Source organism: Parapedobacter koreensis, assembly GCF_900109365.1.
Classification (GTDB): Bacteria; Bacteroidota; Bacteroidia; order Sphingobacteriales; family Sphingobacteriaceae; genus Parapedobacter; species Parapedobacter koreensis.
In genome coordinates this window covers 176128-202552 of sequence record NZ_FNZR01000004.1, presented here as the reverse complement: position 1 = coordinate 202552, position 26425 = coordinate 176128, and the positions used below count along the sequence as shown (strand labels likewise).

At 47.7% G+C, this 26425-nt stretch carries 29 protein-coding genes; 8 read left to right on the top strand and 21 right to left on the bottom strand.

Translation table 11 applies throughout. From position 1 onward, the window contains the following. Positions 1-56: 56 nt before the first annotated feature. Together BMW65_RS12220 and BMW65_RS12215 are read right to left on the bottom strand one after the other, a co-directional pair. The gene (locus tag BMW65_RS12220) at positions 57-1406 is read right to left on the bottom strand and encodes an acyl-CoA dehydrogenase family protein (RefSeq protein WP_090605748.1); all 1350 of its coding nucleotides are present in this window, start codon (positions 1404-1406) and stop codon (positions 57-59) included. Positions 1407-1424: 18 nt separating this feature from the next. Continuing rightward, a complete protein-coding gene (locus BMW65_RS12215) occupies positions 1425-3056 on the bottom strand; it encodes an acyl-CoA carboxylase subunit beta (RefSeq protein WP_394332218.1) in 1632 nt (543 codons plus the stop codon). A 174-nt stretch (positions 3057-3230) separates the two neighbouring features. On the opposite strand from BMW65_RS12215, the gene BMW65_RS12210 reads away from it, so the two are divergent. Beyond that, positions 3231-3440 (top strand): hypothetical protein, encoded by a 210-nt coding sequence (locus tag BMW65_RS12210; RefSeq protein WP_090605746.1) that lies wholly within the window; start codon positions 3231-3233, stop codon positions 3438-3440. Positions 3441-3509: 69 nt separating this feature from the next. Here BMW65_RS12210 and BMW65_RS12205 read toward each other — a convergent pair whose 3' ends face one another. Together BMW65_RS12205 and BMW65_RS12200 are read right to left on the bottom strand one after the other, a co-directional pair. Beyond that, positions 3510-4220, bottom strand: coding sequence for a response regulator transcription factor (locus tag BMW65_RS12205; protein WP_090605745.1), 711 nt, complete (start codon positions 4218-4220; stop codon positions 3510-3512). Positions 4221-4236: 16 nt separating this feature from the next. Next, positions 4237-5793, bottom strand: a complete 1557-nt coding sequence (locus BMW65_RS12200; protein ID WP_090605743.1) for a sensor histidine kinase — start codon at positions 5791-5793, stop codon at positions 4237-4239. 184 nt (positions 5794-5977) lie between these two features. Between BMW65_RS12200 and BMW65_RS12195 the strand changes: the two genes are divergently transcribed. Both BMW65_RS12195 and BMW65_RS12190 read left to right on the top strand, forming a co-directional pair. Next, positions 5978-6916: a GLPGLI family protein gene (locus BMW65_RS12195; RefSeq protein WP_090605742.1), complete on the top strand. Its 939-nt coding sequence runs from the start codon at positions 5978-5980 to the stop codon at positions 6914-6916. A gap of 29 nt (positions 6917-6945) precedes the next feature. Continuing rightward, on the top strand, positions 6946-9624 hold the full coding sequence (locus BMW65_RS12190) for a TonB-dependent receptor (protein WP_177181105.1): 2679 nt from the start codon (positions 6946-6948) through the stop codon (positions 9622-9624). 6 nt (positions 9625-9630) lie between these two features. On the opposite strand, the gene BMW65_RS12185 is transcribed toward BMW65_RS12190, so the two are convergent. The 3 genes from BMW65_RS12185 to BMW65_RS12175 form a co-directional block, all read right to left on the bottom strand. After that, positions 9631-10800 carry an acyltransferase family protein gene (locus BMW65_RS12185; protein WP_177181104.1) on the bottom strand — a complete coding sequence of 390 codons (1170 nt, stop codon included), beginning with the start codon at positions 10798-10800 and terminating at the stop codon, positions 9631-9633. A gap of 96 nt (positions 10801-10896) precedes the next feature. Beyond that, complete coding sequence (locus BMW65_RS12180; protein WP_090605738.1) at positions 10897-12057, bottom strand: helix-turn-helix domain-containing protein; 1161 nt, start codon at positions 12055-12057, stop codon at positions 10897-10899. Between the two features lie 133 nt (positions 12058-12190). After that, positions 12191-12646: a PH domain-containing protein gene (locus tag BMW65_RS12175; protein ID WP_090605737.1), complete on the bottom strand. Its 456-nt coding sequence runs from the start codon at positions 12644-12646 to the stop codon at positions 12191-12193. A gap of 53 nt (positions 12647-12699) precedes the next feature. Between BMW65_RS12175 and BMW65_RS12170 the strand changes: the two genes are divergently transcribed. Together BMW65_RS12170 and BMW65_RS12165 are read left to right on the top strand one after the other, a co-directional pair. Next, positions 12700-13464 (top strand): helix-turn-helix domain-containing protein, encoded by a 765-nt coding sequence (locus BMW65_RS12170; protein WP_090605735.1) that lies wholly within the window; start codon positions 12700-12702, stop codon positions 13462-13464. Between the two features lie 73 nt (positions 13465-13537). After that, entirely contained in the window at positions 13538-13927 is a 390-nt protein-coding gene (locus tag BMW65_RS12165) for a DUF1398 domain-containing protein (RefSeq protein ID WP_090605734.1), read from the top strand. A gap of 174 nt (positions 13928-14101) precedes the next feature. Here the strand turns inward: BMW65_RS12165 and BMW65_RS12160 are convergent, their stop codons facing one another. The 9 genes from BMW65_RS12160 to BMW65_RS12120 form a co-directional block, all read right to left on the bottom strand. Continuing rightward, positions 14102-14392 (bottom strand): type II toxin-antitoxin system RelE/ParE family toxin, encoded by a 291-nt coding sequence (locus BMW65_RS12160; protein WP_090605732.1) that lies wholly within the window; start codon positions 14390-14392, stop codon positions 14102-14104. Positions 14393-14401: 9 nt separating this feature from the next. Next, positions 14402-14611: a hypothetical protein gene (locus BMW65_RS12155; RefSeq protein WP_090605730.1), complete on the bottom strand. Its 210-nt coding sequence runs from the start codon at positions 14609-14611 to the stop codon at positions 14402-14404. Positions 14612-14847: 236 nt separating this feature from the next. Beyond that, positions 14848-15255, bottom strand: a complete 408-nt coding sequence (locus tag BMW65_RS12150) for a putative toxin-antitoxin system toxin component, PIN family (RefSeq protein WP_090605729.1) — start codon at positions 15253-15255, stop codon at positions 14848-14850. Beyond that, positions 15248-15481, bottom strand: coding sequence for a hypothetical protein (locus BMW65_RS12145; protein ID WP_090605727.1), 234 nt, complete (start codon positions 15479-15481; stop codon positions 15248-15250). Before BMW65_RS12145 ends, BMW65_RS12150 begins: the two co-directional genes overlap by 8 nt. Positions 15482-15910: 429 nt before the next feature. Beyond that, entirely contained in the window at positions 15911-16306 is a 396-nt protein-coding gene (locus BMW65_RS12140) for a type II toxin-antitoxin system VapC family toxin (protein WP_090605725.1), read from the bottom strand. Continuing rightward, the gene (locus BMW65_RS12135; RefSeq protein WP_090605724.1) at positions 16288-16488 is read right to left on the bottom strand and encodes a hypothetical protein; all 201 of its coding nucleotides are present in this window, start codon (positions 16486-16488) and stop codon (positions 16288-16290) included. Before BMW65_RS12135 ends, BMW65_RS12140 begins: the two co-directional genes overlap by 19 nt. Positions 16489-17605: 1117 nt before the next feature. Further along, positions 17606-18700, bottom strand: coding sequence for a hypothetical protein (locus BMW65_RS12130; protein WP_090605722.1), 1095 nt, complete (start codon positions 18698-18700; stop codon positions 17606-17608). A gap of 2 nt (positions 18701-18702) precedes the next feature. Continuing rightward, positions 18703-19521, bottom strand: coding sequence for a sigma factor-like helix-turn-helix DNA-binding protein (locus tag BMW65_RS12125; protein ID WP_090605721.1), 819 nt, complete (start codon positions 19519-19521; stop codon positions 18703-18705). A gap of 21 nt (positions 19522-19542) precedes the next feature. Then, positions 19543-19731: a hypothetical protein gene (locus BMW65_RS12120; protein ID WP_090605720.1), complete on the bottom strand. Its 189-nt coding sequence runs from the start codon at positions 19729-19731 to the stop codon at positions 19543-19545. Between the two features lie 81 nt (positions 19732-19812). Here BMW65_RS12120 and BMW65_RS12115 point away from each other — a divergent pair, with 81 nt between their 5' ends. Further along, positions 19813-20187, top strand: a complete 375-nt coding sequence (locus BMW65_RS12115) for a helix-turn-helix domain-containing protein (protein WP_090605718.1) — start codon at positions 19813-19815, stop codon at positions 20185-20187. A gap of 4 nt (positions 20188-20191) precedes the next feature. Here BMW65_RS12115 and BMW65_RS12110 read toward each other — a convergent pair whose 3' ends face one another. The 4 genes from BMW65_RS12110 to BMW65_RS12095 all read right to left on the bottom strand — a co-directional run bounded on the left by BMW65_RS12110 (position 20192) and on the right by BMW65_RS12095 (position 23450). Beyond that, entirely contained in the window at positions 20192-21475 is a 1284-nt protein-coding gene (locus BMW65_RS12110) for a hypothetical protein (RefSeq protein WP_143053873.1), read from the bottom strand. A gap of 384 nt (positions 21476-21859) precedes the next feature. Further along, positions 21860-22555, bottom strand: coding sequence for an ATP-dependent Clp protease proteolytic subunit (locus BMW65_RS12105; protein WP_090605715.1), 696 nt, complete (start codon positions 22553-22555; stop codon positions 21860-21862). Between the two features lie 84 nt (positions 22556-22639). Continuing rightward, positions 22640-22909: a hypothetical protein gene (locus BMW65_RS12100; RefSeq protein ID WP_090605714.1), complete on the bottom strand. Its 270-nt coding sequence runs from the start codon at positions 22907-22909 to the stop codon at positions 22640-22642. After that, a complete protein-coding gene (locus BMW65_RS12095; RefSeq protein WP_090605712.1) occupies positions 22890-23450 on the bottom strand; it encodes an RNA polymerase sigma factor in 561 nt (186 codons plus the stop codon). The genes BMW65_RS12100 and BMW65_RS12095 overlap by 20 nt, the downstream gene beginning before the upstream one ends. A 205-nt stretch (positions 23451-23655) precedes the next feature. Here BMW65_RS12095 and BMW65_RS12090 point away from each other — a divergent pair, with 205 nt between their 5' ends. After that, positions 23656-24885, top strand: a complete 1230-nt coding sequence (locus BMW65_RS12090; RefSeq protein WP_245747625.1) for a glycosyltransferase family 4 protein — start codon at positions 23656-23658, stop codon at positions 24883-24885. Between the two features lie 177 nt (positions 24886-25062). Further along, the gene (locus tag BMW65_RS12085) at positions 25063-25746 is read left to right on the top strand and encodes a uracil-DNA glycosylase family protein (protein ID WP_090605710.1); all 684 of its coding nucleotides are present in this window, start codon (positions 25063-25065) and stop codon (positions 25744-25746) included. A 67-nt stretch (positions 25747-25813) separates the two neighbouring features. On the opposite strand, the gene BMW65_RS12080 is transcribed toward BMW65_RS12085, so the two are convergent. After that, complete coding sequence (locus BMW65_RS12080; RefSeq protein WP_218145397.1) at positions 25814-26416, bottom strand: DUF4142 domain-containing protein; 603 nt, start codon at positions 26414-26416, stop codon at positions 25814-25816. Between the last annotated feature and the right edge of the window lie 9 nt (positions 26417-26425).

The following is a 26425-nucleotide window of genomic DNA, read 5'->3' as shown; positions in this document are numbered from 1 at the left end:
GCCGTAAGTTAAAAGTTCTTTTAACTTACGGCTTACAACTTACAATTTTGACGCTGTCAAACAAACGCGCTGAACCCCGTAATCGACCTGCCAACAATCAGTGAATTAATCTCTTTGGTACCTTCATAAGAATAGATGGCTTCGGCATCAGCAAGGAAGCGGGCCACGTCGTATTCCAACAGTATACCATTGCCACCCATTACCTCACGTGCCTGGCTTACGATATCCCGTGTGCGGAGTGTGCAAAATACCTTGGCCAACGAAGCATGTTCATCGCGCAGCATCCCGGTGTCCTGCAATTCCGAAAGGCGATACACTAATGCTTGCATAGCCGTAAGGTTGGACAGCATCTCCACGAGGTGGTTTTGAATGAGTTGGAAAGAAGCGATTGGCTTGCCAAATTGCTTGCGTTTTCGGGTATAGTCAAGCGCATTTTCATACGCACCGCACGCGCAGCCCACGGCCATCCAGGCCACGCCTGCCCGCGTCAGTTGCAATACCTTTGCCGTATCTTTAAACGAATTGGCATGTTGTAGGCGGTCGCTCTCGGGCACTATGCAATCCGTCAGGGTAATCAACCCATTCTGAACGATGCGCAATGCCATCTTACCTTTGATCTTTTCCACTTCAAACCCCGGTGTGCCTTTCCGTACCAGGAAACCCTTTACCTCGCCATCGCCCACGTCCTTAGCCCAGATGATGGTCACATCGGCAAAAGGGGCATTGCCAATCCACTTTTTCTGTCCGTTAAGCACCCAGCCCTTGTCGGTCTTATGGGCAGTTACCGTCAACCCGCCAGCAGCCCCGGATCCCACTTCTGGTTCGGTAAGGCCGAAAGCCCCAATCAGCTTCATCTGCTGCATCGCCGGCAGCCATTCCTGCTTCTGCTCGTCGGATCCGCAGAGGTATATCGATCCCATAGCCAGGCCACTTTGCACTCCGAAAAACGTAGCCACGGACGCATCTATCCGTGCGATTTCCATGGCAATGATGCCTTCCATCAATGACGACCTTCCCGCACAGCCATAGCCTTTGTAAGTAAGGCCGCAGATATCCAATTCGGCCAGCTTCGGGATGATCTCAAAGGGAAATTCATCCCGCAGCCAATAGTGGTTGACCAACGGGCGTATCTCACGTTCCATGAACTCGCGTACCCGGAGTTGCAGTGCGCGGTCTTCATCATCCAAGCGCAAGTGCAACTCGTAGAAGTCGCTGTTGATAGGTGGCAATTCTTTTTTGGGCTCCCCGCCTTCCAACATCTTCATCAGGCCTTTGAGTTGTTTATCGTCCAATTGGGAGAAAGACTCCATCGCTTTTGGCAGATCTATTTTCCGTGACAGCTTATCCAACTGCTCGAAATCGATGCTTTTGAATAGCTGGTAAGCCTTTTTGATTTTTGAAAACATAGCGTTTTGATTTTGGTTTTACGTCTGTATCACCCCTACACTAAATGGTTTCTCGATGGGCGATTGGTTAGCCGCTTCTATGCCCATGGAAATCACCTTCCGCGTATCAAGCGGGTCAATGATGCCATCTACCCAAAGCCGTGCAGCCGCATAATAAGGTGTCGTTTGCTCGTCATACCGCTCGGTAATTTCCTTGAGCAACGCCTCTTCTGCCGCAGCATCGATTTCTGTATTCGTTGCTTTCGTCGATGCCGTTTGGATTTGGAGCAGCGTCTTTGCAGCTTGGACGCCACCCATTACCGCTATTTTGGCTGATGGCCACGCGAAGATCAGGCGGGGATCATAGGCCTTGCCGCACATGGCATAGTTGCCTGCCCCATACGAGTTTCCCATTACGATAGTGATTTTAGGCACTACGGAATTGGCCACTGCGTTGACCATTTTAGCGCCATCTTTGATGATGCCCCCCTGCTCGGCACGGCTTCCCACCATGAAGCCCGTCACGTCCTGTAAGAAGACCAGCGGTATCTTTTTTTGGTTGCAATTCATGATGAAGCGCGTAGCCTTGTCCGCGGCATCCGAATAGATCACGCCACCAAACTGCATTTCCCCTTTCTTTGTTTTCACTACTGAGCGTTGGTTAGCCACAAAACCTACCGCCCAGCCATCCACCCGGCCGAGCCCACAGACAATGCTCTGCCCATACAATGCTTTGTATTCCTCAAATTCGGAATTATCGACCAATCGCTGGATGATCGCCTTGGTATCATAGGGTTTCTCACGCGACGAAGGCAATATGCCATAGACTTCGTGCTCATCCAATTTAGGAGGTGCTGCCTTTATGCGGTCAAAACCCGCGTCCTTTGGCTTGCCCAGCATACCCATGATTTTGCGGATGGAATCCAAGCAAGTCTTGTCGTCCGGCTGTTTATAATCTGTCACTCCCGAAATTTCACAATGCGTGGTTGCCCCGCCCAGCGTTTCGTTATCTACCGACTCGCCAATGGCTGATTTGACCAAGTATGACCCGGCCAGGAACACGGATCCCGTGCCTTCCACGATCATTGCCTCGTCACTCATGATGGGCAGGTAAGCACCGCCCGCCACACATGCACCCATGATGGCCGCTATCTGCACGATACCCTCGCTGCTCATCCGGGCGTTATTGCGGAAGATACGGCCAAAATGTTCCTTATCAGGAAATATCTCGTCCTGCATAGGCAGGTATACCCCGGCGGAATCCACGAGGTATATAATAGGTAATCGGTTTTCCATGGCGATTTCCTGTGCACGCAGGTTTTTCTTGGCCGTCATCGGAAACCAAGCGCCAGCCTTTACCGTAGCATCGTTGGCCACCACCACGCACTGCCGCCCCGCGACATAACCGATGCCCGCCACTACACCGGCCGATGGACAACCGCCATGCTCGGCATACATCCCTTCAGCGGCCAACGCGCCGATTTCCAGCCAAGGCTTCCCATCATCCAGCAGGTAAGTTATCCGTTCACGGGCCAATAACTTGCCCTTCGCCTGCTGTTTTTCGGCAGCCTTGGCTCCACCTCCCACATACACCTTTCTCAACCGATTTTTCAATTCGGAAACCGCCAGCTTATTCAAATCCTCATTTTGGTTAAAATCAAGGCTTATCATGGGTTACAAGATACGGCATTCTTTTGTTTCCTGCAAAACCATCAGGTTCCTACACGCCCGTTTCGGGATCTCGCTACGCTGGATTTTTTAAAAATTTTTGGGTTACCTTTTCCTGTACCCATGTATTAAGGGATAAATAAACAAATTTGTTTTAACCAAAAAAGGAAATTAACAATGAAAAACGTATTTAAATTCGGTTTTTTAGGTTTGGCTCTTTCTGTAGCTATCGCAGCTTGTAATTCAACTACTTCTGAAAGCGAAGAAACTGCTGATTCATTGACAAACGAAATTGAAGCAGAAGTTGATGCTACTACAGATTCTATCGATTCTATCGGTGGTGCTGCTATCGACTCACTTGACTCTTTGTCAACTGATTCTTTGTAAGATTAGCGCTTAAAAAGCCAGATCAAAAAATCTGAAAAAAGGGGTGCCTATAAAGCCGCCCCTTTTTTCTTAACTATCATCGTCTACCATCAGTTTATAGCCTATTCCCCGGATGTTGACGATTTCAATGTTGCTATCCTTCTTAAGGTGTTTGCGCAGTTTCGTAATGAATACGTCCATACTCCGCGCATTGAAGAAACTATCCTCGCCCCATAGAAAACCCAACGCCATTTTTCGATCCAATACTTGATTTTTATTTTCTACCAGCATCTTGAGTAAGGCAGACTCGCGAAAGGAAAGTTTTACAGCCTCTCCATCCATGGCGAGTTCCTGCAATGCACTGTTAAATACATATTTGCCAATAACAAATTGTTCGCTGGAAGTGTGGTTCGGTTGTTTGATTGGCCTATTCAATAATGCTTTCATCCGCACGATAAGCTCCTCCATGCTAAACGGTTTTTTGAGGTAATCATTCCCGCCCAATTCAAAGCCTCTTACCACATCTTCGGTCAACGATTTAGCTGTAAGGAAAATAATAGGTACCTGTTCGTTCACTTTGCGGATTTCTTCGGTAAGCGTAAACCCATCTTTGGTGGGCATCATCACATCAAAAATGCAGATAGCCGGGTTGAACGTCCGGAACGCCGAATAAGCCTTAAGTCCATCCTGCACCCACAACACCTCAAAACCCCTCGATTCCAAGCTCTCTTTGACGATTTTCCCCAAGAAGGGTTCGTCTTCTGCCAGCAATACGCTTAATTTTCCGGTGTCTTGCGCCATTTTTCGGGTTGGTTTATTATTGATAGGGGGTTACCGGAAACGTAATGGCGAATGTGCTGCCTATCCCGACCGTGCTTTTCACATCAATGTTGCCTTGATGTTTCTGAACAATGGTGGACACATACCCCAAACCCAGGCCGAACCCTTTAGCATTGTGGATATTGCCAGTAGGTACGCGAAAGAAATTTTCAAACACGCGCTCGCGATACGCCGTAGGGATGCCAATGCCATTGTCGCTCACCGCCAACCGCACATGACCATTGCCGATCAAACCATATGTTATCTCAATTTCAGGCACATTAACCGTGTATTTTAAGCTGTTGTCTATCAGGTTATATACCACATTGGCAAGGTGTGCCTGATCTACCATGGCTTCCACGCTGTCGTTTTCAGCTTTGATAGCCAATTTTGCTGCCTTTTTTTCCCATTGTGGCCGCATATTTTCCACCACATCATGCACCAGCTTTCCAATGTCGGCTTTCTGCAAAGATAGTTTGAGATCAAGCCGCTCAAATGCAGCCATCTTCAGCACCTTCTCCACCATTACCGATATGCGTTTCAACTCATGGTCGCAAATGTCGAGGTATTCCTTCGCCTGCTCCGGCCTGTCCATCACGTCGAAATTCTTCATGGCTTCCACCGCCAGCGACACCGTAGCAATCGGTGTTTTAAACTCGTGCGTCATGTTGTTTATAAAATCGCTTTTGATAGCTGACAGCCGTTTCTGCTGGAAGATAGTGCGGAGCATGGCGACGAAAGCCCAAGCTGTGATGCCGACGATGGCCAATGAAGCCAATAGCACCCAAAGCATATCGTTCAGTATGTAAATCACGTCATTCGCTACGGCCAGTGTGAGCCGGAAAGGCTTAAGCAAGCCAATCTTCACCTCGTTGACGGCCGCTTCCGGCCGATGCCCAAAAAGTGTACTATCCGAAACGTACGCATCGCCTTTCCCGTTGAAATTACTCAATTTAATGGCAAAAGGCGATCCGATGCCCGCTGACCGTAGCAATGAGTCTACTTCATGGGCGAGGCCTGTATTTAATGTTGAAAATTCATCCTGCGAGTAATCGTATGATGTATTCAGTGCAAATAGCTGCCCGGGTTTATTCAACCGCATCTGTATCCGTGGAGCACCCACGACGGAATCCCCGATACGCGCTGTAAACGCCACCATGCTATCCAAGCCGATATGCATAGGCATTTCTGAGGTATCGGCATCATCCCGATAGGTAAGCATCATCTTTGATTCGGTGATAAACTTACGGTTCCCACGCCGATCTTCCAACGCACTATCTGGATATGGGCGTGGGCCGGAAAGCAGGAAATCGACCATTTTTGCCAATCGGCCGATATCGTCTTTAGCCGTGCTATCAGAAAGCAGGCCCATCGCCTCCACATCCGCCAGCGCATGCGTACGTTCCAAGCGCTTCATTACATCGGCCACCTCCCGATCAAACCGTTCTGCGGAGAGCAAGTAGGAATTATACAGCCAATACCCCTGAAAAAGGAGTATCCCCGCCAATGAACAACTGACGATAATGACGATGAAACGTATCCTTTTGGACATCATGCTACAAAGCTATAAAACCTGACAGGTTTTGAGCGTGTTCGCCGGTCAAATATAACACCGCTTAACACTCGTTAACAGTATTTAACACAAGTGGATGACGTTAACACTGCTTAACACTAAAAACAAAGATTCAACTGCGCTACCATCCTACTTTTGCCCTTGAATACCATTCAAAAATTTTAAGATGATGAATATACGAAACATTTCAATGGCAGCCTTCCTGGTGGGCGGTTCTCTTTTCAGCCATTTATTTACAGCGCTGGCACAGGAAAACGACGTAGCATTGGCCCATGTCAAGTATGAACTGGTTCACGTAGATGATACCAACTTCCGGGACAATCCGCGCAAAGAAGAAATGATGCTTTACTTCGGCAAGCGATCTTCCATGTACAACAGCTTCGCCCTGGCTACCATGCTGGAAAAAATGAAAAAAGACATGGAAGAAAAACAACGGGTGGATGCAGGCAAAGCAGGAGCCCGCAATGGAATGAACCAGTCCCGAATTTTCGTCAGTTCGCCCAATGTATCCAACGAGACGCTATACTTATTTCCGCAGGAGAATAGCGCATACCTCTCCAGTTCCATGGGCACGGGCACTTATATCATCCCACAGGCATATCCCCTGATAGACTGGCAAATCGGTGACGGGGTCAAAGAAATTGGTGGCTACGCGTGCCAGCAGGCCACAGGCACCTTCGGTGGACGGGAATACACGGCGTGGTTTACGACGGAACTGCCTTTTCCCTACGGCCCCTGGAAACTGCATGGGTTACCAGGGCTTATCCTTGAAGCAGAAGACAGCAGGAAAGAGGTCGTTTTTCGCTACGCCGGCTTTGACAAACAAGAAGGTGGCAGCATTGAAATCGTATTACCCAAAGATGCAATAACCACTACTGCTAAGGATTTCGCCAAGGCGAAGGCAGCATTCGACAAAGATCCCATGGCCAATGCCTTACGCGGCATCGATGTACCAGCAGGAGCCAATGTAGCGCGGAAAATCGTCATGAAAGATCAAAACGGACGGGAACTATCGCCGGACGAGTTCAATGCTATGCGCGAGATGACCATGAAAACAGGCAAGGTTAAAAACCCAAACAATCCTTTAGAGTTGGAAGATAAATAGTGGTGGGTGATGCAATGAAATTTCAAGGTATGAAAGTCGTATCGCTATTTATATACCTATCCTTGTGGTCTGTCCTTGTTTTTTCTCAAAGCAGGCAGCTACAAGGCAGACTGGAAACACCAGACGGGAAGCCTGTGCCTTATGCCAGTGTGACCGTTAAAAACGATCGGCAACGTGTGCTGGCCTTTAAGACTGCTGACAGCCAAGGAACCTTCCTGCTTGCGTGGCGGGATACGATTGATATCTCCAGGCTCCATATTGAAATCAACCACCTTGGTTTCAAAAAGGTATCGATACCGCTTGCAGCCGACAACAATCACTATGACATCCTCATGGAGGAAGAAGCCATAGATTTGGCCGAAGTGGAGGTCAAAAGCCGACCGAAAATCAACCTGCGAGGCGATACGTTGAGCTATGACGTCGCTTCGTTCACCAAGCCCGAGGACCGTACCATCGGCGATGTGCTGAAGCGCATGCCCGGCGTAGAGGTGGAAGAAAACGGCCAGATCAAATACAACGGCAAGGCCATATCCAACTTCTATGTGGATGGGGACGATTTGCTGGATGACAAATATGCCATCGGCACCAAAACCATCCCCCATGCGATGGTCAAAGACGTGGAAGTGATGCAAAACCACCAACCGCTGAACGTCCTACAAGGCAAGACACTCAGCGAAAACGTAGCGCTCAATCTCAAAATCAAAGACGAGGCCAAGCTGGAACTTACGGGGCAAGCCAAACCGGGCGGTGGTCTTCCGGGCCAATATGACGGGGAGCTCAATACCATCCTATTCAACAAAAAATATAAAATGTTGAACGTGGGCAAGGCCAACAACATAGGCACGGACCTTGCCACCGACTTCACCGCATTCAACCAGGCAGGACGGCTTTCCAACATGGGCAATTCGCGCCCCGCTGAACTGCTTTCCTCCGGCACGGTGGGCAATCCGGCATTGCCGACCAGCCGCTATTATTTTAATCATTCGGGTTCGCTGAATGCCAACAACCTGGTAAATCTCCGCAGCGGGCTGCAACTCAAAGCCAATGTAGGGCTGTTGCTGGACAACAACGACATGGATTATTACAGCACCAATGACCTATACCTCGCCGATGATACCATCCAGTACAGTGAAATCCAGCAAATCAACCGGAGTCCCTTCCTCGTCGATGTTTCGCTCAATGCACAGGCTAATAAGGACACGTATTACCTGAATAACGCGCTCAAAATCGGCTATTCCGGTGAAACGGGCAATGCGGCATTAACGAGCAACGCTGCAGCGATGAATCAACGGATCAGCCATCGTATACGCGACTTTTCCAACACCTTGGATTACGTGCCAGCCCTGCGCAACGGGAATATCCTAAGCGTCAACTGGTACGTCAACCATTTCAATCGCCCACAGATACTGGATATCCAATCCGGCATCAATGCAGATGTCCTGAATGAGGGTCGCCCTTTCGATGCAGTATATCAATATACCGAAACGCCAACATGGTTCAATACACTGGCTGTAGGTTACCGCATCCCTAACGGACGGATTATGCAAAGCTACCGGCTGAGTACGCTCAACGAATGGCAGCAACTCCTTTCGCAGCTCCGTCTGATGCAGCCCACCGGCGAGCAGTCTGCCTACACCGGGAGTGCCGACAACAACCTGCATTGGCAGCGCCATAATGCCCAGCTCAACGCCACATACGAACTCAAGGAAGGCAAATGGGAAACGTTGCTTTCCCTACCGCTTAGCTGGCAGCGCATTGCGTATGAAGATGTTGGTTTCGGCCTCGATGAAACCAGCGAACGGTTACTTTTCAATCCGTTTTTCCGGGCAAAATACATGACCACCCCGGAAGACTATGTATCTGCCAGCTATGTGTACAGCAACCAAATGGGCAACATCAACGGCGTATACCGGGGCGCTATCCTCACCAACTACCGCAGTTTGCAGACCAATGATGCGGCCTTGCAGGAACAACGGGCACATAACGTCGCCCTGAACTACAATTTTCAGCGCAACATCAGCATGCTGTTCATGAATGTGGGCATTAGCTATACCCATGCCACAGCGAATACCATTGCTTCTAATGTATTGACCGACAACATTTCGAGCACCGTGCTACTGCCCTATGAAAACGATGTAAGCACATTCACGGCCACCGCTGGCATCAGCAAATACATTTTTGCCCTCGGTGCCACGACGGGTTTAAAAGGCACGTGGAGCACCACGCGGTTCAACCAATTCCTCAATGACGAGCTATTGCCGTACAACAATGTATCATTCAGCCTCACTCCCAGTTTCGAGGCACGGCTATGGAACCGCATCAGTCTCAACTATGAAGGTACGGGTACTTGGATGACCAGCAAGCTGGTAGCAGGCGAGACAGCCATCCGCATGCCCGACAGGCAAATCCTGCGGTATGATCAGTCGGTTAGTCTGCTGTACTCCCCGCTCAGCAATACGTTCCTTCGCCTGAGCGGCCGCCATCAGTACACCAGCCAGGCGCAGCTGGAAGACATCAGCTATTTCTTTATGGACGCCAGTATCCGGTACAAGCTGAGTAAGTGGAATACGGATATCGAATTGAACCTGATGAATCTTGCCAACATCACAGCGTATGAAACCTATAGTTTATCCGCCAACCAGTTCGGCTACAGCCGATACAACCTACGCGGGCGCATGGCGGTACTGAAGCTGACGTTTAATCTGTAAGCTGGCCTATGCCTTTCCGCTATGTCTCCTTTGCCACTTCATCCCGAATAATATCCGCATCCCATTAAACGGGCGGATACACAGCAGGTAAAACCCGACACAGGCGAGCAACGTCAAGAGGCTGATCGCCCAAAATTTTGCGAAAATACCCCAATCCAATTGGCAAATGTAGTAGCCAATCCAAATGATCACGGTCTGGTGCAGGATGTAAAAAGGGTAAAGCCCTTCGTTTACATGCTTCAGCCAAGGGTGAGGCCGATTGAGGTATTGCTGCGCATACCCGATAACGGTGATGACCGCAAACCAGCTTAGAAAGACAGCCGACACATCAACCAGTACCTCTGCCTCCCTGTGCGTCATGGGCAGCACGATGATTTCCCGCATGTGGAGGAATCCTCCATAGAATGGAATCAGTATCAACAACGCTGCCACCAACAGGTACCCGCGGTTCAGCCGCACGGCCTCCCACAGCTGGGGCGTGGCATAAAACAACATCCCGAAGAGGAAAAAGCAGCCATAGAAGGCAAAAAAAGCCCAGTCGTTGGTGAGTCCATGCGTTTCCTCCGGAAAATAAGGCCGCAGCAGTACCTGTGTCAGCAAGATGAACAAGGCAGGCAACGCCACCATCCCCCACGGTGCGCCCAGCACACGGTACAACACGGCCTTGAATCGAGCGGAGCGTGGCGATTTTACAAAAAGCAACAACGGCAAGGCAACCAAGCTATATACCAGCAGGTAAATGATAAACCACAGGTGGTGCCAGCTGAAGCTGCCTCCCGGATAACGGACAAATTCGAACACGGTCTGATAGAAGTCCCAATAATTGTCGTATTTGCCAATGTACTCAAAATAAATCTGCGGCGGGACGACCACGAACATCCCGAATACCAGCGGGATGAACAAGCGCCGGGCGCGCTCGCCCACGAACTGGCGGGGCGACCGCTTCCCCAAAGCAAGGTATGTACCCGCGCCGGAGATAAACAACAACAGCGGCATGCGCCAATAATGCAACCAGATCATCCAATAATCAAAAGCAGGGGTCAGCTCCGCATTTTTTACGTGCCATCCGAATGTATTGAACCACATTCCGGTGTGGAAAAACAGTAAAATCAAAATAGCCAGAAAACGCAACCAATCCAGGTCATGCCTCCGTGTCGGTGTAGTCGTAGTCTTCATTTTCATTTGAATTTTCACCAAAGGAAAGGCCTTATGACGGCTCGGGAAGAACGATATTATCGGCGGGATGTACGGATTTATAAAGTCGAACGCCGATTATTCCGATTGGCGGTATTGCGAAGGTGTCATGCCGGTGATTTTCTTGAAGGCAGTATTGAATGAAGATTTGGAGCTATACCCCACGCGGTCGGCGATTTCCTCGATTTTGTAGTTGGGATGCTGTTTCAGCAATACCTTGGATTCCGCAATGCGGTACTCACCAATCCATTCAAAAAAGCTTTTGTCAAATTTTTCGTTGATGACCTGGGAAACCACGTGGGGCGTGCTCCGGATTTCGGCAGCGAGTTTAGCAAGGCTGATATCTCCTGAGGTAAACAGTTTTCCTTCTTCCATCAGCCGGGATAATAAGTCCGCTATCCGTACTTTGTCATCGGCAGACAAATTGGAGTTTTTATATTTTCCGTCATCAGTCAGCGGAACCTGCTTAAAAAAGCCTGAATTTTTGACCACGATGAAACTGGTGAAATAAATGCTAAGGGAGATGCAGGCCGCGATGATTTGATCACCTGTATCCCTGGGATTCATCAATTTCACCACGATGATGATCAATAACAAAACAAAAAATTGGATAGCCGATGCACGGGCCGTCTTGAGGGCCTGCGTTTTCGGTGCTAACAACCGTTCATTCCGGTGCCTGAAGGCACTGACGAGTAACCAAGCCGCCATCACAAAATACACGCTAAAACCTGCTACGAGTATATCTGTGTGCCAGAAAGTCAAGCGAAAGAACGGCGAGTCCCACCACCACGGCTCGTTAATCGCCTGCATGGGGTAATCCAAGTCATACGCTGTCACCCATGCATTGAACTTGATAGCTTCCGAAGAAAACAGGTAAGGCAAGGATGACAGGAAATACAATACAGGAAGCGCGAAGTGAACGGCGATCTCAACTTTCTTGATCCTTCCCTTCAAGAGCGATTTTACCGACAAGTAAAACAACGGTGCGATCAACAGGCTGATGGCTTCAGAAAAATCCACCAAGAACAGGACGTTGGCAATGTAACCCGTATAGAGCAAGAAAATTTCCAGCAGGCTGAGGGCCATGCAGACCAGCATCCAACCCTGAAAGATGTTGAATGGTTTGCCGCGATTGTCGGAGCCAAGAAAAAACAACGATAGAAACAACGCTTGCGCAATCCCCAACAGGGTAAACACAGCATAGAAATCCAACGTAACGGGCATATTCGTATCAGCCATCAGTGGCAAAACAGTTGCAACGGTGCATTAAAAGTAAGAAAAAGTAGCACACCGAGTTATATTTTTGCCTAACGCAGCCTTAAGAGTTAAATCAAGCATAATGCTATCCATTCCAAGAGCAGCTCAGGCAATTTCACGGCATCTTTTTACCGGTAATTTGGATTTCCGGATTTGCATCAAGCAAAGCGGCTACAAACGCTTCGTTGCTATCCGGAGATAAATAAATCTCATCATACCGATTGTATTTCACAATCATTCCTTTCCGCGCTAAGGCAGGCTTGAATCCCGACCACATCGTGGTACCGACGACCACTTCCCGTATAGACGAAATACGAAGCTTGCCGCGAAAAGGGCCCGAACGGAAATAAATAAACACATTGTCTATGGAATAACCGGTATCGAACCACAGCCAAAGCATAAGGCCCATAGCGAGCCCCAATATAATGAGTCCTAAAATCTGTACCTCGTTGCCCGGCTGCCCAATACGGTCCAGCTCAGCAGCCAGCACAAACAGCATCGTCAACGCCGTCCCCAAGATAACCACGCCGAATAACGGATCTTTCCGGCTTTTGAAAGGTATTCGTGCCATGCCCAAAGATAAAAATTATCAGAATATGTATCTTTGAAAGAGGAGACAACAACATGAAGTTTGATAAATACCTGCCGATCGATCAGCTGAAGCCTTATGTCAGCTATCTTGCCATATCGGAGAGTCCCCTGGAAACTACTTACAAAGTACTTCCATCGCCAGGGCTTGTCATCGGCTTTCAATACATGGGCGAATTGGCTGCCATCAAAGAAGGCTCAGAAAACAACCTGTCCTCCGCAGGAATCACGGGCATTTCAGACCGCTACAGCATCTTCAAAAATTCAGCTAACATTGGCACGGTACTGGTCTATTTCACGGAAACGGGATTTACCCACTTTGCTTCACCTCCCGCTCACGAACTGTTCAACCAAAGCATATCGCTTGACCACATCTTTAACAAACATAAGATTATCGAAACGGAAGAACGCCTCGACAACGCCCAAACGGACAAACAACGGATACACATTATAGAAAGGTTCTTATTATCCCAATTGAAAACCATCCAAACCGACAAGCTTATTGTTGAGGCCGTGAAACTCATCTATCAAAGCAAAGGCAGCGTCCGAATCAAGGAACTCAACGAACGGCTCTTTATCAGCCAAAGCCCCTTTGAAAAGCGATTCAGGAAAGTGGTGGGCACCACACCGAAGAAGTTTGCGTCCATCGTCCGCTTCAACGCCGTGCTTAACGATTTGAACGACACCAAGTCCCTGGCGGAAATTTGTTATGAAAATAACTTTTTCGACCAGGCGCATTTCATTAAGGATTTCAAACAATTTACAGGCGATACCCCTGAGTATTTTAAACGTTTTTTATAAAAACGATTTTTTACAATCACAGCGCTTGTCCGGTGCCGATTTTTGTACTGTTTAATAATAAAATCAAGACACGATGTTTACAGTAACACAAATCAAACAGGCGCACAGCAATGTGAAATCTGGCGCGGACTTCCCAGCATATATCAAGGATATTAAGGCACTGGGCGTAACCTATTATGAAACCTATGTTGCAGACGGGCATACCGACTATTACGGGGCGGATGACTACAGGATATCCTCGGTGCCCCGATACAATGCCCTCGACATTGCGGATGCACCTGACATTGAGCAATTCAAAGTCGACCTGAAAGCCCACCAACAAGGTGAGACCGATTACCTGACTTTCGTCGGCACGAGTGCAAAGCTCGGCATCGAGAAATGGGCAGTTTGCATGGAAAAGATGACCTGTACCTATTATGATAAAGCCGGAAACGAAATCTTGGTGGAGGAAATTCCACAGTAAAGCAAGAAGCTTACGTTACGAAGCAACTTTGGGCAGTAAACGAATCTTTCTAAGAAACTGCCCAAAGAAATACCCCATCGTCACACCCGACCTCACCCTACGGCTGTACAAGCAGCCTCAAAGATTTTAAAGAGCTTACAGGGCATTTGTTATGTACGAAAGCTTAATCAACACCTAATCCCATAATGGCTCTTGCCGATTGTCAAACAAATACAGAAGTATAATTTTTGAATCGGTGACTTCGTAGACCAGAGACGTTTGTTTGGAAATGACACACCGTCTGTATTTCGGATTTATTGGTATAGCCTGAAATAGATAAGGATGCGTCCGGATTTTTTCAACCACGTCGTCCAGTTGGTCCAAAAAGCGATTGACATACTTCTCGTCCCAATCGCGTTCCATTATCGAAACTGTAGCTGATAGTGTTTCTTTGTAGGTTTCGGTATATTCGATTTTCTTAATCACGAACCGGTACTAACGACCTAATATTTCACGATGGGATTTAAACTTATGCAGTCGCCCTTCAGCAACGTCTGCTTCTGCCCGCTGCAGCTGCACCTGTTCTTTTTCACTAATTTCCTTCACAGGTTCCTGTGCATCATAAGCGATATCCATGGCCTCCAAGATAGTCTTTATGGCTGCCCACTTTTTTTTGCTGTCAATATGTAAGGTCACCTGTGTCATACGAGTCACGTTTAGAACAAAGATACACAATGCAGTTTGTTATTTCAAAACACCTCTTATAACACCTTGAACGAATCTAATAAATCACGCAAGGAGATTGTATATACCTTTCAATTTGGGGTCAGTAACACCGAATGAGGACATATTTCAAATGAATAAGTCGTTGTATATACCTTTCAAAGTGGGGTTAATAACAATCCTTAGCAAATTTATTTCTGTGATTCAGAAACAACATACTATCCAAGGGACAAGAAATCGGAAGAATTTAGGATCGGAATTTGTCTAAAAGGGTTCATAACCAACAAATCATCATCGCCGGTTATAATTGCATCGGCTTGTGCAGAAACCGCCAAAGACAAGTACTTATCATCTTTCGGGTCTCGGCATTCTTGTATCCGTTCGACTATTTGAATAGGCAACGCATTGGCTATAATATTTTCAATAAACTCAATGCGGGTCTCCAAAGACAGCCACTTGTTGAACTTATCACGAGCGAAAACAATCAGATACTCTGAAATGATTTCGTCTGATACCAAGAGTGTTCCAATCGTCCTTGCCTTCTTCAAAGCCAATCCAGATTGGGAGTGTTCGTTAAACACCGCGCTGATAAGCGTGTTGGTGTCAAACACAAAAAATTTATTCATCTGATTTCAGGAGTTCCTGTAGCTCAGCTTCGTTGAAACCCTTCGCCTTCGCCTCGGCTGTTGCCTTCTTCATGATATCAAACAACCGCTCGTTAGCTGATTGGTTGCTGAAAAAATCGGCAAGCCAAGCATTTATGTAAAGCTCCGCTGTTCTCTTTCTTTCGGTGTCAGCTTTTTCAAATGCATCGGCCAAATTTGGCGGTACATTAATCGCTATCGTTTTCATACCAACTTCCTTAATGCTATTCAAATATAGTCAATAATTTTGACATTACAGGTTTGCTAAGCAGACAACAGTCGAATCAAAATAATAACCTCCCTTGCGAATATTACATATGCAAAGATAATTGTATATACCTTCCAAATTGGGGTCTGTGACAACTCCACGCACCGGAAGGCGGCACGGTCTCCGGTTGTATATACCTTTCAAATTGGGGTTAGTAACACCGCCTAGCTGTCAATGATAAGGAATACTTTAGTTGTATATACCTTTCAAATTGGGGGGCGCTAACAGAATCGACTGCTTTCCCGAAGACTTCATGTTGTTGTATATACCTTCAACTGTTCAGTTTGGTAAAAGATTTCGTCTCAGGTGAGAGCAGTTGGCAATCCGTGCAATCGTAAAACTAACTTCTTGGGATTATGTTTGCATTAACTATGTTTGGCGGTTTTTCGGGTTACTATATCGAAGGCCCGAAACCTTGAGGAAATCTTTGTCATTGTCTGCAATCAATGTCAAGTTATTGACAATGGCCGTAGCAGCAATAAGCGCGTCAGGCAATTTGATCTTATGCATTTTCCGAATCCTAACCGTCTCGTTAATAATATATTCATCTACTCCAATAATAGCAGAATTAGCAACAAATTGCTGGTAGATTAACAGGTCTTCGGAGTTTTGGGGTGTCCACACTTGAAGTTCTATCTCCGAAACAAAAGAAATACAGCTCTCATCATCTACAACACCATCTAGGAACCTTAACGCCGTTTCTGGAAAAGTTCCGTTTAGGTATTTGATTACCGCAGAGGTATCAATCAGATATCCCGCTGCCATTCACTACGCAATTCAGTTAATTGTTTGTCAATTTCAGTTTCGGCCATTGGGGTCTTTACTTGCTTGCGCAAAGCCGACAATTTAGTCGGTACTTTTACAAGGCGTATTAACTGCAAATCCTCCAATTCTTTGAGGAGCCGGTAGGCCTTTTGGTTTTTTAACTCAACAAGTATTGTTTGCATGACTTAACCCTTTAAGACAAAGATACAAAATTACTGGGAAATATTTGTTTCTCATTAAATAGGTCATTACAGCTGCCGGCTTTCGGCAATAAGCTATTTACTACTGTCAAGGCAAAATAACACCTTTCAAATTGGGGTCTGTAACACCCTCGAAGATTGACACGCAGCTTCATTATCAGTTGTATATACCTTTCAAATTGGGGTCAGTAACACCATTCAATCGAGTGGGAAAAGACGAGATTGAGTTGTATATACCTTTCAAATTGGGGTCAGTAACACCGAACCGCCCCGTTTGCCAAATGAAAAATCGGTTGTATATACTCTCAAATTGGGGTCTGTACCATTTATTTATGAACCAACCTACGTTGTATATATTTTTCAAATTGAGGTCAGTAACAACACAAATATCGACTACTACGTAGAGTACGGTTGTATATACCTTTCAAATCTGGGGCTGTAACACCTAAACATATTAACAAGCTTGCAGATCATTTTTTGTATACACCTTCAAAGCGGAGGCTGAAACAACTTGTTAGCTTCTTCGTTCTCATCATTTAGAGTTATATATCCCTCTCAGATTGGGGTCAGTGACACCTAAGCGAGTGCCAGCCCTGCCTACAAAGGTGTTGTATATACCTTTCAAATTGGAATCTGTAGCCTCCCTCCGCTCGTGACGATGTTGCGCTCGGACTAGTTGTAAATACTTTCAAATTGGAGTCTGTAAAACAACAGATGAGTTCGCTTTCATAATCTTTTTGGTTAGTTGCTATACCTTGAATTGGTTCCACCGTCACAAGCAAATAAGCGAATTCGCGAATCCGCAACAGAAAAAAGTATTCAGTGAGTGTCATCCTGACCTCACCCTGCGGCTGTACAAGCAGCCTCTATGTGTCTGTCTCTAATGGCACCTGGCTGCGTTGCGCTTATTCGCAAAATGCTCATTTACCTTTAGTAAACTGCGCTTTTGCTCATTTCGCGCGCCTTGCCAGCCACCATTATAGCTCAGCCACTTACTTTACTAAGATTTCAAAGAACAGTTCTTAGTCCTTAGCTTTTAGCAGTTAGGTTTTAGCTCGCTGCGACAACCTATTAGCTAATAGCTAATACCTATAATTAGCTACTCCTCAATCACATTAATCCCTGCCTTCTTCGCCTTGTAGGCAATCTTCTCCTTCAATCCGTAATAGCTCCAATTGCGGAGCAAAAACTCCTCTTCCTTGGCCACCTCTTCCTTCTGCTGCTGGTTTACCAAGAGCAGTGTGCCCGCCTCGGATTTCACGCACAGGTCAATCAGCCGCCTGCTGTACAAATGCAGCCGATTATCCACATACCGCTTTTCCTTCGCGTCCCAATCCCCCAAACTTTTCAGCTTACGCTGGCGGCCCTTGCCGGGGCGGTTGTACGTAGAACCCCGCTGCAAGCGGTGCCGTGCGGCCTGTATGGCCAGTCGACGGTGCAGGAATTCCTCTTTGTTACCGATCTGGAACTGCTCCTTCCCTACCTTCATCACGATGGGATGTTCGATGGAGAGCGAAGCCTCGGCGATTACGGTGTCTTTCAACAGGTGCTCGTCCCGCTCCATCTCAAAGGCCGCCAGCAGGTACAGCTTGCCCCTATCGATTTTCAGCGAACTGGCACAGAGTTTCAGCGTACCGGCCACGTTGCGTTGAAGCAGCACGCGCTTGTCTGTCTTGTCCTTGCCCAGATAGGTTTTAAACGGGATTTTGAACAACGTAAACCGGAACTCCCGGTGCTTTTCATCCGCCACGAACTTCAACGACTTGCCGGAAAAGGGCAACGGGATACTGCGCTTATAATTCCGCAGCGACTTCTCCCCTTTCCAGTACGCGCTGCGCTCGGTATTGTAGACGCTCGTCAGCGCATTGTTCAGGTTGGAAAAGATGTCCGAGGGCATCTTGCCCAGCAGCTTGCTGGACAGTACGCGGTAAGTGGTGTTCATCCGCGAGGTGTTCAAAATGCCCTCGTCATCCTTGGCACGGTCGGCCAGTTTTACCTTCACCTCATCGGTGAAGTAAATCAGGTCTTTCACCCGATCCTGCACGTACAGGTGGGTGAAAATCAGATTCGCCGCCTGAAAGGCTAAAAACTGCCATTCATACAGTTGCTTGTAGTACCCGTCCTTCTTCTCCTTATCTTCGCAGTCTACGTATACCTGTATTTTCCGTGTCAGGATGATGGTCTTCTTTTCCATGGTCAGGCCGATTGCTTCCCTTTTTTAATAACGGTATGCGCTTGTACAAACAATGATTTCACCTTGGCATCGTCCAGTTGCAGTGCTTCCGCAATTTCTTCGAAGGAATATTGCAGGTCGTACCGCATCGCCAGCACCTGTGCCTGCTCCTCGGTGAGCATGCCTTCGGCAATGAGCGGCTTCGTACGCGTGGCACTGTCCAGCTTGGCCGTATCTGAGAGTGCAGCTTTCAAATTGGTGATGCATTGCTCCACACGTTGAGCCACTTCATAGTCGGATATGCCGCCGAGGTGATGAGCAATGCGTTCGTAATTAAACCCATACCGAAGGCACAGCCGGATAAACAACTGTTGCTGGTCGGTCAGGTTGGGCAATAAATGGTTGATCTGTTCCAACTGCCGTTGCTTTTCCGCTTCCAGTTGTTCGAGGTAGACCGTGTCTTCCTCCTGCTCTTCCTCCACATCATAGCCCAGCATAAACTCCTGGAAATCCTCGATGCCATCCAACCGTAGCATGCTCCGGTGGAAATGGTTGACGGTCTTTCGGAAGTAAGCCATCCCTGCATCCCGGAGCTGCAAGCCAAGGAATTCGTGCAGGTGCGCCACATCGCGGATGACGCCCCGCATAAGCCACAGCCGAAGGAAAGCCTCCTGGGCAATAGCATGACCCACCACATCGTCCTTCACGAAGCGGTAGGCCCGCCATGCGTAATAATCATAATAAGCGTGGTAGAAATAATTCAGTCCGGATTCTTCGTCCGCTTTGAAGCGCAGAAAGGCCTTTTCGATGTTTTTCTTTGTTCGATAGGGAGCTGTAGACATATGCGCAGTTGTAGGTAGTTGTCAGTCGATAATATTCAGTTCGGTTTTCAGTTTTTTGATGATTTCGATACCTTTATAATGCCCGTTCACGGTATTGGTCAGCACTTCCCGGCTCACACCGATTTTCTCGGCAATCTCCTTGATGGTGCGTCGGGATTTCACGATTTCAAGCTTCATTGGTAAATTTTCAGGATACCTTGCTTTCTTCATTTTTTATTACTTTTGTGAATATACGAGCAAAGTTTGTTAATATTTTTCATATTTACAAATGTTTTGTGATTTATTTTCACAATGATGTATTTTTCAAAAAATATAAAATTCCTTCGGGAGGAGCGCAAATTAGGCCAACATGATTTAGCTAAGCTACTTAATGTGTCCCGTGACAATGTAGCTTCCTACGAACGGGGATCAATTCCAAAGCTGGATGTATTGGTACGGATTGTGAATTTATTTCACATCGATCTTAGCGATTTGGTCGAAAAAGACCTTGAAATAACACCGCCTTCTTCTTACGCTGTGGCAACCGATTCGAGTGAAGTTTACCAGCGTGTAGACCAAAGCGAAGACCTTACTTTGGAATCCCTCCAGAAGTTGGTGAAAATCCAGGAAAAATACATTAAGACGTTAGAAGAAAAAATCGAGGCAGATTCTAAAACTAAGCGATAATGCTTTAAAAAGCCTCAAACACGGATTCCCCGTCGACATGCAGCCGAACGGCCTTTACCGAACCGGTTCCCACAAATAGGAACACCATGCCCACGATACGTGGGGGATTTGTGCCGAGCGGTAGTGTGTAGGCTTCCGCACCATTCACTTCATAAACAAGCTTGCCATCAACGCTGCGGCATCCCACTGTCACCCAATCTGAAAAATCCACACCGAAAGCGGAAAGGTCTGCATTTTTCCCCGATATGGACTGGCCACCACCCATCAAGCCCAATTCAGAGACGCATCCCTTGGTAGAAAGTGTCAGCGAGATGGGCATACCTTCGGTGATGAGCATGACCTGTGAAAACTGGCAGGCGTTATTGCCTGCTGCATAATCGTTGCGCACCTCGGCGCTAAACGAAAAATCAGCGACAGACAGGGGTTCGAAATTCCCAACGTTGAAATATTTCACCACAGGGGGGTCCGGCTTTAGGTCGATTTGACTGGCTTCGATAGCTTCCGCAGCGACGCCCAATCGATCGGAGTGTAAAAACTCCTCGTCTTTCAGATAGATAGGCCTCGGCATTCGATCAATCGTGCCGAGCCATCCATTGGAAGGGATAAGCAGCGGATGCTCTTTCACTACCTGCTGCCCTACCAATAGCTTTGCCAAATAAAATCCAGGCTCATAGTATACTGAGGTATGTTTGTGGCCATCCTTAGACACCTGCTCCTGCCGCACCAGATCCCAGCTCTGCTGGATAAATACCGAATCAATCGGCGCTTGGGAAGCGTCGTATGTAAAAACGACTGAGTTGGGGATATCACGGGTCATTGGCTCGCTGCTGAACGCATAATCGTCGGATGAAACGGCAATTGTTTCAGCCACTGTACCGGCGGGCATGTCTTCCTTGCCAGCCCGGTAAAATGTTACAAAACCGATAGCAATCAACGCCATGACGACCAATGCCCAAAGCACCAGCCGCTTCTTCTTGATGTCCATACTCGGAGCCACTACCGCGGACTGGGGAATCTGCTGCTGAGCCATCACAAACGAACGCCAATTTTCATAGCCCACGAAAGCCACCAGGGTATCCAAGGTAGAGGTTGCAGGCTTACCCTCGTGTTTTACACGGCCCCAAACCCGCTTCAATGTACTGGCGCTTAAGACCACTTTCGTGGATTCGTAAATGCGATCACTCAGTCGTTGGAAGTCGGCGCTCGTCCATTGCGCACTATCGCCCCAGCCTAGTTTTTCCTCAATAGCCTGTAGGCACGCCGTCAAATATGCATGCTGTTTTTCCACCGCGTCGTTTAATCGTGAAGGCCCTTGAACGGAATTGAACAGCATTGAACTATCCCTGACTCGTCCATAGCCTCACCTATCTTAATCTTTGTAGCAAAATACAAATTTATTTAAAGTAACCCAATAAACAACCGTATGATGAGCGCAAATAACTTAATGGCGCTGGCTTGCTCCCTACGGAATTAAAGCGCTGGAATAAGGCATGCTTGCCCTACTAACTCCTGCCTTTCTCCTACCATCTCGCGGAGTGGATACGGGGACCATCCGAGGTGTATCCGTGAAATTCCCGGATCTGCCCCGCATCCACCCCGTATCCACCCCGCATTACGGCAGAACAACGGCAGGGAAAAGAGAGAAGAAAAACGAGCGAAAAGGGAGCAGTTTCTACCGATCGTCGCGCCCCAACACCTCATCCACCATACCGAATTCCTTCGCCTCAATGGCTGTCATCCAGTGGTCGCGTTCAGACAATTTATCCACCATTTCATACGCCTGCCCGCTGTGGGTAGCGATGATACGGTAAAGCTCCTCCTGTATCTTCAAGGTCTGCCGGATACTGATGTCCATATCGGCTGCCGTGCCCTGCATGCCGCCCGAGGTTTGGTGGATCATCACACGTGCATGGGGCAGTGCGGCACGCTTGCCCGTAGCGCCAGCACATAGCAGCACTGCCGCCATGGACAGCGCAATGCCCGTGCAGATGGTCGCTACGTCCGGCCCGATGTACTGCATGGTATCGTAGATACCCAGCCCGGCATAAACCGATCCACCGGGCGAATTGACGTACAGTTGGATATCTTTCTTCGGATCGGCCGACTGCAAGAAGAGCAGCTGTGCCTGGATGATGTTGGCCACGCGATCGTCCACAGGTTCGCCGAGGAAAATGATACGATCTACCATCAAACGTGAGAATACGTCCATCTGGGCGACATTGAGCTGCCGCTCTTCGGTGATGTATGGCGTCATCGCCATAGGTGCACCGTAAGCCGATGCCCGCGAAACATACTGGTCTACATACATGCCGTTGATGCCGTGATGTTTTATGGCATATTGGCGAAATTCATTGCTGTTGATATTCATCGTATTGTTTATGAAGGATTAAACATAGGAGTCCCCGCACACCCGCCAGCGGGTATGCCAATTATTGATTGTTGAACGCCGTGATTACTTACCAAAGAAGCTCAGCACCTTGTCACGGAATGCACGATGCCTCGGAGCAGTAAACAGTACTTGGTGTACCTGCTCCAACTCATTCCGCAGTTGCTTTCTTCCGTAGTCGCGGATGATGCGGTAAGTCTGCTGCTGCCAGTGCGCATCTTCCCGAAGTACCGGATCCAACAGCAGCCTGGCTTCAAAAAGCGTCCGCTGCTCGCCGGAAGCACGTCCAAGCAGGCAGTTTTCCATCAATTGCAGGTCATCCAACGAAGTCTTCATAGCGCAGCGATTTTACTTTGACCACCTGTTTTATCTTTTGCAGGCACTTGAATTTCTGTACAGTTGCCGAGCGTGTGCCCGAGAAGCCAAAACGGCGGGCCACCGCTTCCATGTCGAGTTTTTCATAATAAAAAGCAACGAGTACTTCCATGCACTTTTGGCCTGCCACTTGCAATAGCCGGAGAACACGTTTATCACTTGTTGGTACGCTGCCTTGTACATCCTGTGTTGCCTCATCCACCCAGTCCATACCGGAATCGTCATCGCCTTCAAAGCTACCTATCAATTGATCAAGTGATGCATACCGTTGGTTTTCCCGATACCGCTTAGTCCACAGGTGCCGTGCTATCCCACAAATGTAAGCCGCTTCGCCATGCCGTAAAGTCAGCCGCTTATCATGTGTTTTTTCATAGTAAACCAATAATGCGTCATGGAAAACATCTTTCGCTTCTTCAAACGTGCCTCCCCTTTTGGCCACGTCACGGGCCACTATCGGGAAAATACGTTGGTAAAGTGCCTGTAGCATTGTCATCGTTGCCATGTTCTTTTATTATGATGTGCCTTTCGTAGCAGAAATATCACCCAAATTTATCATTTATCCATTACTTTTTTTAATCGGCCATTTGCCATCCAAACAATAACCCAATTGCACTGTTAAACCCTATACAATAGGCAAGTGTACGAGATACTGCGGAGGCACAATCGCCACTTACAACGACACATTATAGATTTAGCTGGTTATTCGAATGAAAATAGCATACGTTTCTACTTGCCGACCCCGGGAATGCGGTTTGGCCACATTCAATGAAAACTTAATTCAAGCGGTAGACCAACACTTACCTTTTTCGGAATCGGGCAGTTTTATGGTCGCAATCAACGATTCAGACAATAAAAACCAATATGATTATGACGATCGGGTCAAATTTATCATCAGTCAAGAGCAACTTGCCGATTACCAGTCGGCTGCGGCATTCATCAACCGCAGTGGAGCGGATATATGCTGCATCCAGCACGAATTTGGCATATTCGGTGGCCGGAGCGGGGCTTACTTACTGGCGCTGACCAGTGCTTTACAGATTCCGTACACAATCATCTTCCACACGGTACTTGAGCATCCTGATCCTGTCCAGCTTTCGATTACCAAAAAACTTGCGGACAGGGCTGCTAAAGTTGTTGTGATGAGTAAAAAGGCGGTGCAATTATTGTGCGATGCATACGGTATCCCGCCGGGCAAGATCAGATCCATCCCGCATGGGGTGCCTGATTTTGAAAAACCAAGTATACAAGATGTGAAACAGCAGCTAAATTATCCAGCAGGAAAAACACTGCTTACCTTCGGATTGATTGGCCCCAGCAAAGGCCTCGAAACCGTTATCCGGGCGCTGCCAGCCATCCGCGAACAACACCCTGACGTCAAGTATGTCATCCTGGGCAAGACGCATCCCGGTGTGTTGAGGCATTCTGGAGAAGATTATCGCAATAACCTAAAGCAACTGGCTTCGCAGCTTGGCGTGGCGGATCATTTGGTGTTTATATCAAAATTCATGAGCGAAAAAGACCTCCATGGCTATTTAACCGCTTGTGACGTCTACCTAACTCCTTATCCCAACGAAGCGCAGATCACCAGTGGTACGCTTTCCTATGCCATAGGGGCTGGAGCGGCGGTGGTTTCGACGCCCTATTGGCATGCAAACGAACTGCTGCGGGGCAACCGGGGAAAACTGTTCGATTTCAATAACCACGAGCAATTGGCTTCCGTGGTCAATAACCTCTTAGCCAATCCAGCGGAAATAAATAGGCTTAGGCAGCATGCCTTCCGATATGGGCTATCCTTGCGGTGGCCGAAAATAGGCAAACAGTACGCCAGGCTATTCAGTGCGCATGTCAAAACAGCGGAGTCCCACTTGCTTTCCGAAACTACGCTCATGCAGGTGACGTCTTCATTGACCCGTCCACTTTCGTGGAAAGCTTATTAACCAAATGACAAAAAAAAGCCGCCCACTGACGTGAGCGGCCGCCCCAATGGGGTTAGGGGCTATCAACCTAAACCTATCCATTCTTTAGCAATTCTAATGCCAAAAAATCACAAACCACCGTTTATCAATATTTTTTGTATTATTGCCAAAAGAAACCAACATGCAGGGTAGCAGCTCATGAATACTTTTGCAGACCACGTCATCCAGTTTAATCGGGATTTAGCTTTTGCAGATTCACTGCCAGCTGATGTGCAGCTATTGAATCCGTTCAAGGCAAATGATGAAATCATGTCCGTGACTACGGCATTTTATAAAAAATTTTACGATGACTACCGGAAAAGAACTTTGATTCTTGGCATCAATCCGGGAAGGTTAGGTGGTGGTGCCACGGGCATCCCATTCACGGACTCCAAGCGGCTTACCCAGCTTTGTGACATTCCCATCTCGTCCATTAGCACCCATGAGCCCTCCTCGGTGTTTGTCTATGAAGTCATCCGCCAATATGGCGGCGTAGAGGCGTTTTATAGTCGCTATTTCATCAACTCGGTATGCCCATTGGGATTTATCCGCCTGAATGGAAAGGGCAATTGGATCAATTGCAATTACTATGACGATGAGCGCTTGTTTGCTGCCGTAAAACCGTTTATCGTCTCCAGCCTAAAAAAACAAATAGATTTCGGCGTGGACACTGGCGTGTGCTTCGTGCTGGGCAAAAAGAATGCAACATATTTCGAAACCATCAACGCAGCGGAAAAGTTGTTTGATACGTTTATTGCCCTGGATCACCCACGTTTTATCGAGCAATACCAATCAAAACGGAGGCAAGATTATATCAACCATTACCTCAAAAACCTGGCATAGCAATAGCGAAGCCCGCAAACCGTCGTCTACGGGCTTCAGGCAAGTATTGATAGATGCTATTCACCGTCTAAGGCATTATCCGTTGCACGGTAGTGGTATCCGTTGGATCTACGGCATCACGCAATGCCTGGGCTTCTTCATGATGATGTTTCAAGGTAGGTAGGGTCTTCGATGCAAAGGCCTTCAAATCGGCGTTTTGTGCGTCAGACGAAGCATCCTCAAACAGGGACACCGCGTTGTCGTGATCTTTCACCATGAGATCGATGTATTCCCGGTCAAATTCAATGCCCGACTTTTCCCTTAGCTTCCGTTGCTTTTCTACATGATCTTCGCTGATCACTGGTGGCAACGTGATGTTGTGTTTGGTGGCGATGGTCATCAGTTCATCATTAGCCTTCTGGTGATCGGCTATCATTTTCTTGGCGAAATCCTTGATGCGCTGGTCGGCAGCTTTTTCCAAAGCCAGCTTGCCCAATTCAACTTCGGCTAACCCAGCATCTGCCGCTTTTACTGCAAAATCCGCATCGTCACTATTGGTCATTGCGCTAGTGTCATTCACATCCTGCGCCTGATCCACACTATCACTGGCTGTGCGCTGGTTTGCATTATTGCACGCCAATGCCACCATGCCTGATATAAGTACTACTATTAAAAATCGTAACGTCTTCATAATCTTTTA